This is a genomic window from Microbacterium sp. LWH7-1.2, assembly GCF_038397755.1.
GTDB lineage: Bacteria > Actinomycetota > Actinomycetes > Actinomycetales > Microbacteriaceae > Microbacterium.
Map to the genome: position 1 here is coordinate 3,169,588 of NZ_CP151637.1, position 12,167 is coordinate 3,181,754.

Below are 12,167 nucleotides of genomic sequence, written 5' to 3' on the forward strand. Positions count from 1 at the left end.
ATGCGCCATGATTCGGCTGTGGACGAGCACACCTGGCACAAGCGGACCCAGACTCCGCTGATCATCGCGAGCCTCGCGTACCTCGTCGCGTACTCGTGGCGAGTGATCGGCGATCTGCAGGGCCTCGCCTGGACCATCGCCTCGATCATCGTCTTCGTCACCTGGGCCATGTTCATCGCCGATTACCTCGTGCGACTCAGGCTCGCCGACCACAGGCGGCTGTGGTTCCGCAAGCATCTGCCGGCGCTCGCCTTCGCGCTCGTTCCGGTGCTCCGCCTCGTTCGGCTGCTGCGGTTCCTGACGCACATTCCCGGCATGAAGACGACCGCGGGCGGTGTGCTGCGGACCCAGATCCTCGTCTACGGCGTCGGCGCGTCGCTCATCCTGATCTACATCGCGTCGCTCGCGGTGCTCGAAGCCGAACGGCACGCACCGAACGCCTCGATCACGACCTTCGACATCGCGATCTGGTGGTCGTGCGTGACCGTCACGACGACCGGCTACGGCGACTACACGCCCGTCACCGGTGCCGGCAGGTGGGTCGGCGTGGGGCTCATGTTCGGCGGCGTCGCCCTGGCCGGCGTCATCACCGCGACCCTCGCCTCGTGGGTGCTCGAGCGCGCCGCCCGCGACCACGACGACGAGGAGCCCGCGACGCGCGCCCAGCTGCGTGCACTGATCGAGAGGATCGACGCGCTGGCTCTGCCGGCAGGCTCCGCCAGCGCGGCGCACCGGGCTCCGGGCACGAACGATGCGCCGCGAGATGCCGGGGCGCCCGGCCACGTCACGCCCGACACCGACGACGACCCCGGCTCGCCCGGCGCCATCGGCCCAGAGCGGCACCCGAGCGGCTTCGGCGACGGCGGCGACGATCGTCCGGGCGGCTGATCGGCGGCATCGCGGCGGACCGCGGGCCGCAGCATCCGTCTCCCGTCTCACGCAAGAAGGCCGCGTCCCCGAGGGACGCGGCCTTCTCGACGGTGTGCGTCAGGAGAGCAGCTTGGCCTTCGCGGCCGCGAACTCCTCGTCCGACAGGATGCCCTGAGCGTGCAGCTGCGCGAGCTGCGTGAGCTTGGCCATCATGTCGTCCTGCGCGGGCGCGGCAGCCGGCGCGGGCGCCTGCGCGGCCTGGGCGTTGGCGACGGCCTGGGCCGCAGCCTGGTCCATGGCCGCCTGCTGGGCCTGGGCCTCGTAGGCCTGCTGCTGCGACTGGTCGTAGTACTTCTGCTGCTGGTGGCGCGCGACGCTGCCGGAGACGGCCGTCGCCGTGCCGGCGACGACAGCGGTGCGGGCGGCCATGCCGATCAGGCCGGGGCGGCCCATTCTTCCGAGTGGCATGTGTCTTTCCTCCTTCAGTCCGCGTTCTCGGCGAGGAACGCGTTGACGATCGGTGCCGGGATGCCCTCGCGTGCGATCACGGCGCCGCCGGCGTCGTACAGCGCCGCGGCGAACGACTTCGCCCACAGCAGCTCGACCACGAGGATCGCGGCCGACGAGCCCGGCTCGAGGTTCTCGGCGAGGTACAGGATGTCGTCCTGGCCCGCGAGGCCCGCGAGGTCCAGTGCGGGAGCGCCGTCGTCGACGGTGTCGGAGAGCTCGAGCACCTCGATCTCTCCCTCGGGCGAGCGACGGGCGAACACGAGGTCGAGCACGTTCACCGTGCCGGAGGCGACGAGATCGTCGATCGCCTGGAGCACCGCCGGACCCGGGCGGTCGCCCTCGAAGCCGATCGCGTAGAACTCGATCGGGCCGTAGTCGAAGGTCGTCATGTCTTCTCCTGTTCCGGGGCCGGCTTAGGCTGCCAGCGCCTTGGCCTTGAGGGCGTCGAACTCGGCCTGCGAGATCGCGCCCGAGTCGAGCAGCGACTTGGCCTTCGCGATGTCATCGGCGGCGCTCGAGCCGCCGGTGCCCGCGGTCTGACGGATATAGGCGTCCTGCGCGGCGCGCAGCTCCTGCGCCTGCGCGATGGAGCGCTTCTGCATGCCGTTGCCCCGGGCGATCAGGTAGATCAGCGCCGTGAGGAACGGCACGAAGATCAGGAAGATGATCCAGATCGCCTTCACCCAGCCGTTGACCGAGTCGTCACGGAACAGGTCGCCGATGATCGAGAAGATCACCATCAGGTACGCGACGAAGACGAAGATCCAGAACATCCAGAGGATGAAATCCCAGAAGCCGCCACCCATGTCACACCAGCTTTCTCGACGGGACGAGCCGTCGGAATCATTTGACTGCAGGGGTCGACTCTCATCCCCTGGCAGAACCGTACTACCTAATAGCGCCCGAGAACGAAGGAAATTTGAGCCGCGTCGGACTGTTCTCCGGGCGTTCAAAGGCCCCATTATTAGGGCATGACCGACCCCCTCGCGCCCGCCTCGCCGCCTTCGCCCGCCGAGGAAGTCGCCGGCGTGGCACCGGAGCCGCCGCGGCGCCTCTCCAAGGTGCTGGCCGGGCTCGATCATCCGCTCGCGACGGGGTTCCTCGTGACGATCGGCGTGCTCGGTGCGCTGGTGCTCGGATCGGCCATCGGGTCGATCTCGACGATCCTGGTGTACATCGTGCTGGCGATGTTCCTCGCGGTCGGGCTCGACCCGATCGTGCGCATGCTCGAGCGCCACAAGGTCAAGCGCGGCGCCGGCATCGCGATCGTCTTCGCGGGCTTCGCGCTGGTGATGGTCGCGTTCTTCGTCTTCGTGCTGCCACCCGTCATCGCCCAGATCGTGCAGCTCGTGCAGGCCATCCCCGAGCTCGTCGAGAACATCCCGCAGTCGGAGTGGTTCTCCCGGCTCGCCCCCGACGCGCAGATCGCGGTCCTCGGCGCCCTCGAGCAGATCGCCACGTGGATCTCAGCGCCCTCCACCCTCGCTGCCCTCGGCGGCGGCGTGCTCGCCGTCGGCGTCGGCTTCGTCGCCGCGATCTCCGCGAGCTTCGTCGTCATCGCGCTGACGCTGTACTTCCTCGCGTCGCTCACGGCCGCGAAGCGCGCTTTCTACGACCTCGCGCCGGCCCACAGCCGCGTGCGCCTCGCGGACCTCACCGAGCGCATCACCGACTCCGTCGGCAGCGCCCTCATCGGCTCGGTCATCCTGTCGTCGATCAACGCGGCCGTGGTCTTCGTCCTGCACATCGTGATCGGCCTGCCCTTCCCCGCTCTCATGGCCGTGATCGCCTTCGTCGTGACACTCATCCCGCTGTTCGGCTCGGTGATCTTCTGGATCTTCGCGTCGATCATCGCGCTGTTCACGAGCCCGACGCAGGCGCTGATCTTCTTCATCGCGTACCTCGTCTACATCCAGATCGAGTCGTACGTCGTCAGCCCGCGCGTCATGAACAAGGCGATCGAGATCCCCGCCGCCCTGGTGCTCATCGGCGCCCTGGCCGGTGGCGCGCTCGCCGGCATCGTCGGCGTCCTGGTCGCCCTGCCCGTGATGGCGTCGATCCTGCTGATCATCCGCGAGGTGGTCGTGCCGAGGCAGAACCTCAAGGTCTAGCGGGTTCCCTCTGTGGGGGACGGATGCCTCGGGCCGAGGCATCCGTCACCCGACACGTCAGTTCAGCGCAGACGTAAGGCGCATCAGGCCGTCGAGGAAGGTCGCCTTGGCGGGCTCGCGGCGCCACTCCTCGAGGGTGAGCTCGCGGCCCGCGTCGCGGTAGGCCTGCTCGACCTCGCGCATGCCGGCGACGAAGGACTCGCCGCGGACGAGGAGCGAGACCTCGCTGTTGAGGCTGAACGAGCGGATGTCCATGTTGCTCGACCCGATCACGGCGATGTCGTCGTCGATCGAGAAGTGCTTCGAGTGCAGGATGAACGGCGCGGGGTAGAGGAAGATCCGCACGCCGGCCTCGAGCAGCACCTGGTAGTACGACCGCTGGGCGTGCCACACCATGAACTGGTCGCCGATCTCGGACACGAACAGCTGCACCTCGAGGCCGCGCTGGCACGCACTCGTGATGGCGTAGACCATCGCCTCGTCGGGCACGAAGTACGGGCTCGTCAGGATGACCTTCTCGGTCGCGCCGTAGATGAGCGACAGGAACAGGCGCAGGTTGTTCTCGGTGTCGTAGCCCGGCCCCGACGGCACCACCTGGCACTGGAGGGCGTCGGGCGCCGTCGACACCGGCAGCCGCGCGGCCGGCACCTGGGCGGTCTGCGACAGGTCCTCGCCGGTCTCGATGAGCCAGTCCGACAGGAAGACGGTGTTCACGGATGCCACGACCGGCCCGGTCAGCCGCGTCATGAGCTCCTGCCACTTGAGGCCGCGCTTGATGTTCTTGGGCGAGTCGTAGTGCCGGGCGATCAGGTTCTGCGAGCCCATGAAGCCGACGCGGCCGTCGACCACGACGATCTTGCGGTGGTTGCGCAGGTCGGGGCGCTGGTACCTACCCTTGAAGGGCTCCACCGGGAGCATCCACGCCCATTTCACGCCGATGCGGTCGAGCTCGGCCACCATCTTCTTGCTGTCGGACACCTTCTTGGTCGCGACGTAGTCGGCCAGGAGGCGCACCGTCACCCCGCGCGCGACGGCTCGCTCCATCGCGGCGAAGAATCCGCGGGTGGTGTCGTCCCACCCGACGATGAAGAACTCGATGTGCACGAAGTCCTTCGCGGTGTCGAGCTCGGCGGTCATCGCGTCGATCGACTCCTGGTAGTGGGGCAGCAGCGTCGCCTCGTTGCCCGTCGACGCGGGAAGCGCCGTCAGCGTCTGGTTCTGCTGCACCACGCGCTGGAACCACCGCGGCCACGAGGCATCCGTCTCATCCAACGCGTTGTCGGCGACCCTGCCGCGGATGATCTCGTCGATGCGCGCCTGCTCGGCACGTCTCTTCGCCGGCAGGCGGAAGTTGCCGATGACGAGGTAGAGCACCACACCGACGCCCGGCAGGACGACGATGAGCAGGATCCACGCCATCGCCGCGGTGGGCTTGCGCCCGCGGGGGATGACGATGAGCGCGGTGATGACGATCGCGGCGTGCACCAGCGCTGCGAGCGACCAGGTCAGGTTGGCGAAGAAACCGGAGTCCACGGGGTAAGTGTGGCATCGCGATGCGCTCAGGCGCGTCGTTCAGAGCGCGTGATCGCGCGGCGCGTCGCGGCGGCAGAGGGGTGTCCTGCGCCGGATCGAAAGGCGAAACGCGTCAGGCGTCGCTCGCGCAGCGGAAGCCGATGTGCGACATGCCGGTGTCCTCCGCCTGGGGCGAGCGCGCCGCGGGGCGGAAGCGCAGGCAGTAGTCCGGCGAGCAAAGGTGCGAGCCGCCCTTGAGCACGCGGCGCGGGATCGACGGGAAGCCGTCCTGCGCGCTCGCCGCGGCGAGCAGGTTCGCGCGCGTGCCGGCGTCGACGGGCTTGTCCGACAGGCGCAGGTGGCGCGGGGTGTAGTAGTCGGTCGTCCACTCCCACACGTTGCCGGTCATGTCGTACAGGCCGTAGTCGTTGGGTTCGTACGAGCCCACCGGCGCGGCATCGCCGACGCCCTCGTTGTCGTAGGGGAACCGACCGAGCCACGAGTTCGCCTGCGCGACGCCGCCGGGGTACGGCTCGTCGCCCCAGGCGAACCGCTTGCCTTCGAGCCCGCCGCGCGCGGCGTACTCGTGCTCGGCCTCGGTGGGCAGTCGCAGTCCCGCCCATTCCGCGTACGCGGTCGCGTCCTCGAAGGCGACGTGGACGACCGGATGCTGCAGCCGCTCGTCGATCGAGGACCCGGGCCCGAACGGCCTGCGCCAGAACGCGCCCGGCTGCCACCGCCACCAGTTGCGCCAGTCGCGCAGGTCGACGGGGCCCGGCGTCGGGGTGAACACCATCGCGCCCGGGACGAGGTCGGCAGGGTCGGCGCCCTCGAATGCGGCGGGGTCGAGCTCGCGCTCGGCGACCGTGACGTACCCGGTGTCGGCGACGAACGCGGCGTACTGCGCGTTGGTGACGGCGTACCGGTCGATGCGGAATGGCGCGACCTCGCGCTCGTGCACGGGCTGCTCGTCCGGGTAGAACTCGGCGGACCCCATGCGGAACACGCCGCCCTCGAGGAGCACCTGGTCGTGGGTCGCCGAAGTCACCGCTCCACCGTAGCCCGCCCCCTGAAACTCGGAGATCGTCTGGATCTCGGATGGATCCGGGGCGTCGGGTCCGAGGTCGGGCAGATCTCCGAGTCCGTGGAGGAGGGTCCGGGCGATGTCGGGCGAGGGGTCGGAAGCCGCCGCGCTCAGACGCCGTCGATCCGCTCGCGCCACTCCAGCAGCGCCTTCACCGGCGCGAGGTCGTAGTCGGGGCCGTCGATCGCCGGCACGATCAGCCGGAAGCCGAGATCGTACAGGCGGGCCGCAGCATCCGCCCCTTCGAGCAGCGGGCCGAATCCGCGAACGGTGTACCCGGTCGACAGCTCGATGTCGGCCGGGTCGCGACCCTCGCGCGCGCACCATTCGTGCAGCACGCCGATCTTGCGGTCGAGGTCGTCGAGACGCGTGAAGGTGTGCCAGATGTCGGCGTGCTGGGCGACGAGCCGCAGCGTCTTGCGCTCCCCCTGGCCGCCGATGAGGATCGGGATCCTCCGCGTCGGCGCCGGATTCAGACGGTCCCACCGGGCGCGCACGCGCGGGAGGTCGTCGGCGAGATCGTCGAGGCGGGAGCCCACGGTGCCGAACTCGTAGCCGTACTCGTCGTAGTCGTGCTGCGCCCAGCCCGATCCGGTGCCGAAGATGAGCCGGCCCGTGCCGGTGGCGCGGGCGCTGATGTGGTCGACGGTGCGGGCCATGTCGGCCTGCAGGTCGGGGTTGCGGTACGAGCTGCAGTTGACCAGGGGTCCGAATTCGACCCGCTCGGTCTGCTCGGCCAGCGCGGCCAGCACCGTCCACGCCTCGAAGTGCTCGGCCTCGAACGGCTCGGTGAGCGGGAAGAAGTGGTCCCAGTTGAAGATCGCGTCGACGCCGAGATCCTCCGCCCGCAGCACCGCGTCACGATAAGCCGTGTACGACCCGTGCTGCGGCGCGAGCTGCACGCCGATCCGCAACGGGCGATGGGACGACGGATGCTTCGGCTCGGTCACGACCGGGAGTCTCTCAGTCCTTCGGCTCGATACGGAGCACCTCGGGCGACTCGCCGACCGTGAGGTCGTCCACGATCCGGAGGGTGCGCGCGAGGTCGTCGACGCTGCCGATCACGGTGCCGAAGCGCTCGCGGTCGGAGCAGACCGCGGTGACCGTGACGAAGTGCGTGCCGGTGTCCCACGTGTAGGTGGCGAACGGCGGGGTGCGCTGGTCGGACGGCAGCGCCATCTCGAGCTTCTCACCGACGCCGAGGTAGGGGTTGCGGAAGCTCTCGGTGTCGTCGTACTCCATCGGCATCATGGCGCGCGCGGCGCGGAGGTCGTTCGTGGCCTGCTGCACCTGCGCCATCACCACGACGAGCTCGGCGTCGGCCTTCCACACCCATACGAGAACGCGGCCGGCGGCCTTGCGGATCAGGAACGGCGCCGCCTGGCTCATCGCCCAGGCGGCGAAGCCCGACCCGGAGCGCGGCTGCCCACCGGTCGTGGGCGACTCGAGCTGCGCCGCGCCCGCAGGGCCGATCATCATTCCGCCGGCCTGGTTGAGCAGCATCCGTATCGCCGTCTTCCGGTGACGGCGCCCGCGGAAGCCGAGTGACTCGGTCACGGGCACCCACAGGTTCGGGTCGGCGTCGGCCTGAAGTCGGGGCATGCGACCAGGGTACGTGCCGCGACGGGCGCGTTCCTGGGGAGACCCGGAAACGCCTCGGGTAGGGTGGAGGGCGCGTGGCGACCAGCCGCTGCCGCGCGTCCCCGCCGCACAGACAGGCCCCCAACCCGTGACCGATCCTGCGACGCCCGACGACACCCCCGCCGACGCCGCGAGTCCTCGCGCGCTGAAGATCCTCTACGGCGCCGACACGTTCCTCCCGCACGTGAACGGCGCCGCCCGCTTCGCGGAGCGCCTCGCCGCCGGCATGGTGGAGCGCGGTCACGAGGTGCACGTGATGGCGCCCAGCAAGACGCACCGCGAGCACGGCACGTTCACCGAGGTCGTCGAGGGCCAGTCGATGACGATGCACCGGCTGCCGTCGTGGCGCTGGTATCCCCACGACTGGCTCACGTTCGTCATGCCGTTCCGGTCGAAGTACTACGCCCGCCGCGTGCTCGACGAGGTGCAGCCCGACGTGGTGCACATCCAGTCCCACATCGTGATCGGCCGCGGCCTCACGCGCGAGGCGCGCAAGCGCGGCATCCCCGTCGTCGCCACGAACCACGTCATGGCCGAGAACGTGCTCGACTTCACGGTGCTCCCGCCGTCGTGGACGCGGTACGCGGTCAAGCTCGCGTGGGAGGACGCGGAGCGCACGTTCAAGATGACGCGCGCCGTCACGACGCCGACCCGCAGGGCGGCCGAGTTCCTCGAGCGCACGATCGACATCCAGGACGTCATCCCCGTCAGCTGCGGCATCGACGCCTCGAACTACACCGCCGACCTCACGCCCCGCGACGCGCACCGGCTGGTGTTCGTCGGCCGGCTCACGACCGAGAAGCAGATCGATGTCGTGCTGCGCGCGATCGCCATGCTCGACCCCGCGCTCGACGTGCGCTTCGACATCGTCGGCTCGGGCGACCAGCGCCGCAACCTCGAGCAGCTCGTCGGCGAGCTCGGCCTCGGCGACCGCGTGCACTTCCACGGCCACACCACCGACGAGGAGCTGCGGTCGCTCCTCACCCACGCGAGCCTGTTCGTGATCGCCTCGATCGCCGAGCTGCAGTCCATCGCAACCATGGAGGCGATGGCGTCGGGCCTGCCGATCGTCGCCGCCGACGCGGTGGCCCTCCCGCACCTGGTGCACGACGGAGAGAACGGCTACCTCTTCCGCCCCGGCGACGTCGACGACCTCGCCGCCAAGCTCACGACGGTGCTGACGCAGTCGCCCGAGGATCGTGCACGCATGCAGCATGCTTCGCTCGAGGGCGTGAAGGTGCACGACATGAAGCGCACCCTCGACACGTTCGAGGCGCTGTACCGCGACGAGCCCCTGCCCGAGTAGGCCGCCGTGCACGTCGTGATGTTCGGCGACCAGCACGCCCAGTCGCTGGGCGGGGCGCAGGTCTCGATGCGGCTGCAGCGCCGCTTCCTCGAGAAGGCCGGTCACACCGTCACGATGGTCGCGCCCGCGATGCACGGCCAGCGGGCGCGGGCGGCGGCGCAGGACTCGGCCTACGTGGACCTGCCGTCGATCCCCATCACGGCGGACCGCGAGTACTCGATGACGTGGCCGGGCCGGCGCACCGATCGGTGGTTGGATGCTGCGATGCGAAGCCGCCCGCCGGTCGACGTGGTGCACATCCAGGGCGACTTCTGGGGCGCGTTCATCGGCGTGCGGTACGCCGCGCGGCACGGCATCCCGATCGTGCACACGATGCACAACCGGCTCGACGTCGGGATCGAGGCGACCACGCCCTTCCCCCAGACCGTGCTGCGGGTGCTCAACGCGTGGCAGCGCCGCGCGCTCGGGCGGCGCGACGGTGAGTCGGAGCGCGGCCACGACGGCTGGGCGTACCTGCGCCGGTTCGGCGCCCGCGCCGCCGCCATCACCGCCCCGTCGACGCATTTCGCGCGCCGGCTCCAGGCGAACCGTGTCCTGCCCGGGGCCGGTGCGCCGGTGGAGCGGGTGGTCGACGTCATCTGGAACGGCATCGACGACGACGTGCTCGACGAGGTGCTCGCGGGTCTCACCGATGTCCCGCCCGACCCCGCGTCGGTTCTGGAGCGTCGGCCGCGGTTCGTGTGGCTCGGGCGGATGAGCCCCGAGAAGCGGCTGATGCCCTTCCTCGAGGCGCTCGCCCTGTCGGGGATCGAGGCGGAGGTCGAGGTCATCGGCGGCGGCGGGCAGCTGCGCGCCGCCCGACGTCTCGTCGAGAAGCTCAAGCCGCGCGCGACCGTCATCTTCGCGGGACGGATGCCGTACGCCCGGACTCTGCGGCGCATCGCTGCCGCGGACGCCGTCGTGCAGACCTCGATCGGCTTCGAGACGCAGGGCATGACGATCTTCGAGGCGGCATCGCTCGGCACCCCGTCGGTGGTCAGCGATCCCGACCTCGCGGCCGAGCTGGGCACCGGATTCTGGGCGGTGGGCGACGGCGTCACCCCGGATCCGTCGGTCGCCGCGCTGGCGGACGCGCTGCGGGCCGCAGCATCCGATATCTCCGCCGGAACGGCCGGCGTGCCCGACCCCACCATCCGCGAGCGCTTCCGGCAGTCGTCGCGCACCGCGGCGATGGTCGAGGTCTACGACCGCGTCACTTCCTGACTCACCGCGGCGTCGCGTGGGCCGCGCTGACTCACCGCGGCGTCGCGTGCTTCGAGCCTCATTCGAGGACGAGAGCCGGGATGAGGAGCGAATCGCGGGATCCGCTGCTCATCCCGGCTCTGATCCTCAGTTGAGGGAGGGGCTGGGGTGGCCGGCGCCGTCAGGGGAGGCGGGTGCGGTCGGTGGGAATCCGGCGGTAACCGTCGGAGTGGAGGGCGGCGATCGTCGATGCGAACGCCACCGCGGACAGGGCTGCGAGAAGAATCACCATGAACATGGCAGAAACGCTACGCTTGCGGGGGAACTGCCACGAGTGGCAGAATAGCCACACATCGTAGGAAAACTGCCAGTCGCGGAGGTTCGCATGAAAACGGTGGCCTGCATCGTCACGGACGGCTTCGCGCCGTTCGAATTCGGAGTCGCGTGCGAGGCGTTCGGCCTCGACCGGTCCGACGACGGCATCCCCAACTTCGACTTCCGGGTGGTCACGCCCGACCCCGGCGTCGTGCAGTCCAAGATGGGCTTCTCGATCAACGTCGACGCGGACCTGTCCTTCGCCTACGAGGCCGATCTCGTCGTCGTGTCGCCGGTTCCCCACCAGTACTGGGGAAGCATCGACGAACGGGTGCTCGACGTGATCCGCGACGCGGTCGCCCGCGACGCGTGGGTGCTGAGCGTGTGCAGCGGCTCGTTCGTCGTCGCCGCCTCGGGTGTGCTCGACGGCCGCCGCGCGACGACGCACTGGATGTACGCGCAGAAGATGAAGGACATGTACCCGTCGATCGACGTCGACCCCGACGTGCTCTACGTGCAGGACGGCCGCATCATCACGAGCGCCGGCACCGCGGCCGGGCTCGACGCCTGCCTGCACCTGCTGCGTCAGGAGCTCGGCGCCGAGCTCACCAACATCATCGCCCGCCGTATGGTCGTGCCCCCGCAGCGCGACGGCGGCCAAGCCCAGTTCATCGCGAACCCGCTGCCCGCCACGACGTCGCTCTCGCTCGCGCCGGTCACCGACTGGATGCTCGACAACCTGCGCCTGGACCTCACCGTCGACCAGCTCGCGACGAAGGCGCACATGTCGCCGCGCACGTTCGCCCGCCGCTTCAAGGCCGACTACGGCGCGACGCCCGCCGCCTGGCTCGCGCGTCAGCGGATCATCCACGCCCAGCGCCTGCTCGAGAAGACCGACCTCGGCCTCGACCGCATCGCCTACGAGAGCGGGTTCGGTTCGGCGGCGGTGCTGCGCCAGAACTTCGCGCGCGTGCTCGGCACCACGCCGACGGCCTATCGCTCGCGCTTCGCCTGCAACCTCGATGAGATGACGGATGCCTCGGCCTCCGTCGAAGTGGGGGCCGAGGCATCCGTCCTCGAATCCGTGGCGTAGGGGTCGCGGTTCGGGCGACCCCTACAGCGGGTCAGGCCTTCTTGGCGTCGATCTCGCGGCCGTGCACGGTGAGCGCGTAGATCACGAGGATGTCGACGGCGAGGAGCGCCAGCGACAGCCACGGCTGAACCGAGATGAGCGTGATCTGGCCGATCGCGTTGATCGCGACGAGCACGATCGCGGTGATGCGGGCCCAGGTGGCGCCCAGGAGCAGGAAGATGCCGACGAGGATGAGCAGCGCGCCGGCGATCAGGTGCCACCAGCCCCAGCCCTGCACGTCGATCGAGAAGAGCGCCTCCTGCCCGAGGAAGTACGCGGTGTCGGGGCCGATGAGGGCCTGGAGGCCGTGGAAAGCGTCGATGGTGCCGCCGACGATGAGCACGACGGCAGCGAAGACGCCCCATCCTGCCCATCCGGAGGTGTTCACGTCGGTGTTGGTCATGGCGAGGGTCCCTTCATGTCGGCCCGAGGGCCGTTCGATGT

Annotated in this window: 13 protein-coding genes; 5 read left to right on the top strand and 8 right to left on the bottom strand. The window is 69.8% G+C overall.

Features of this window, described 5'->3' with window-relative positions; translation table 11 throughout:
- Positions 1 to 18: 18 nt before the first annotated feature.
- Positions 19 to 888 carry a potassium channel family protein gene (locus tag MRBLWH7_RS14705; protein WP_341995746.1) on the top strand — a complete coding sequence of 290 codons (870 nt, stop codon included), beginning with the start codon at positions 19 to 21 and terminating at the stop codon, positions 886 to 888.
- A gap of 99 nt (positions 889 to 987) precedes the next feature.
- Here the strand turns inward: MRBLWH7_RS14705 and MRBLWH7_RS14710 are convergent, their stop codons facing one another.
- The 3 genes from MRBLWH7_RS14710 to MRBLWH7_RS14720 are packed head-to-tail and all read right to left on the bottom strand — an operon-like array spanning position 988 to position 2,186.
- Positions 988 to 1,323 carry an SHOCT domain-containing protein gene (locus tag MRBLWH7_RS14710; protein ID WP_342002071.1) on the bottom strand — a complete coding sequence of 112 codons (336 nt, stop codon included), beginning with the start codon at positions 1,321 to 1,323 and terminating at the stop codon, positions 988 to 990.
- 29 nt (positions 1,324 to 1,352) lie between these two features.
- Entirely contained in the window at positions 1,353 to 1,769 is a 417-nt protein-coding gene (locus MRBLWH7_RS14715; RefSeq protein WP_341995749.1) for a DUF6325 family protein, read from the bottom strand.
- Between the two features lie 24 nt (positions 1,770 to 1,793).
- The gene (locus tag MRBLWH7_RS14720) at positions 1,794 to 2,186 is read right to left on the bottom strand and encodes an SHOCT domain-containing protein (protein WP_341995750.1); all 393 of its coding nucleotides are present in this window, start codon (positions 2,184 to 2,186) and stop codon (positions 1,794 to 1,796) included.
- A gap of 165 nt (positions 2,187 to 2,351) precedes the next feature.
- Here MRBLWH7_RS14720 and MRBLWH7_RS14725 point away from each other — a divergent pair, with 165 nt between their 5' ends.
- Positions 2,352 to 3,491 (top strand): AI-2E family transporter, encoded by a 1,140-nt coding sequence (locus MRBLWH7_RS14725; RefSeq protein ID WP_341995751.1) that lies wholly within the window; start codon positions 2,352 to 2,354, stop codon positions 3,489 to 3,491.
- A gap of 57 nt (positions 3,492 to 3,548) precedes the next feature.
- Here the strand turns inward: MRBLWH7_RS14725 and cls are convergent, their stop codons facing one another.
- The 4 genes from cls to MRBLWH7_RS14745 form a co-directional block, all read right to left on the bottom strand.
- A complete protein-coding gene (cls, locus tag MRBLWH7_RS14730) occupies positions 3,549 to 5,024 on the bottom strand; it encodes a cardiolipin synthase (RefSeq protein WP_341995752.1) in 1,476 nt (491 codons plus the stop codon).
- Positions 5,025 to 5,136: 112 nt separating this feature from the next.
- Positions 5,137 to 6,051 (bottom strand): formylglycine-generating enzyme family protein, encoded by a 915-nt coding sequence (locus MRBLWH7_RS14735; protein WP_341995754.1) that lies wholly within the window; start codon positions 6,049 to 6,051, stop codon positions 5,137 to 5,139.
- Positions 6,052 to 6,197: 146 nt separating this feature from the next.
- Positions 6,198 to 7,037: an LLM class F420-dependent oxidoreductase gene (locus MRBLWH7_RS14740; protein WP_341995755.1), complete on the bottom strand. Its 840-nt coding sequence runs from the start codon at positions 7,035 to 7,037 to the stop codon at positions 6,198 to 6,200.
- Positions 7,038 to 7,050: 13 nt separating this feature from the next.
- Positions 7,051 to 7,689, bottom strand: a complete 639-nt coding sequence (locus tag MRBLWH7_RS14745) for a hypothetical protein (RefSeq protein ID WP_341995756.1) — start codon at positions 7,687 to 7,689, stop codon at positions 7,051 to 7,053.
- A gap of 127 nt (positions 7,690 to 7,816) precedes the next feature.
- Between MRBLWH7_RS14745 and MRBLWH7_RS14750 the strand changes: the two genes are divergently transcribed.
- From MRBLWH7_RS14750 to MRBLWH7_RS14760, 3 genes are all read left to right on the top strand, one after another.
- A complete protein-coding gene (locus tag MRBLWH7_RS14750) occupies positions 7,817 to 9,034 on the top strand; it encodes a glycosyltransferase (RefSeq protein ID WP_341995758.1) in 1,218 nt (405 codons plus the stop codon).
- A 6-nt stretch (positions 9,035 to 9,040) separates the two neighbouring features.
- Positions 9,041 to 10,297: a glycosyltransferase gene (locus tag MRBLWH7_RS14755; RefSeq protein ID WP_341995760.1), complete on the top strand. Its 1,257-nt coding sequence runs from the start codon at positions 9,041 to 9,043 to the stop codon at positions 10,295 to 10,297.
- A gap of 364 nt (positions 10,298 to 10,661) precedes the next feature.
- Positions 10,662 to 11,684: a helix-turn-helix domain-containing protein gene (locus MRBLWH7_RS14760; RefSeq protein WP_341995762.1), complete on the top strand. Its 1,023-nt coding sequence runs from the start codon at positions 10,662 to 10,664 to the stop codon at positions 11,682 to 11,684.
- 31 nt (positions 11,685 to 11,715) lie between these two features.
- Here MRBLWH7_RS14760 and MRBLWH7_RS14765 read toward each other — a convergent pair whose 3' ends face one another.
- Entirely contained in the window at positions 11,716 to 12,126 is a 411-nt protein-coding gene (locus MRBLWH7_RS14765) for a hypothetical protein (protein WP_341995764.1), read from the bottom strand.
- Between the last annotated feature and the right edge of the window lie 41 nt (positions 12,127 to 12,167).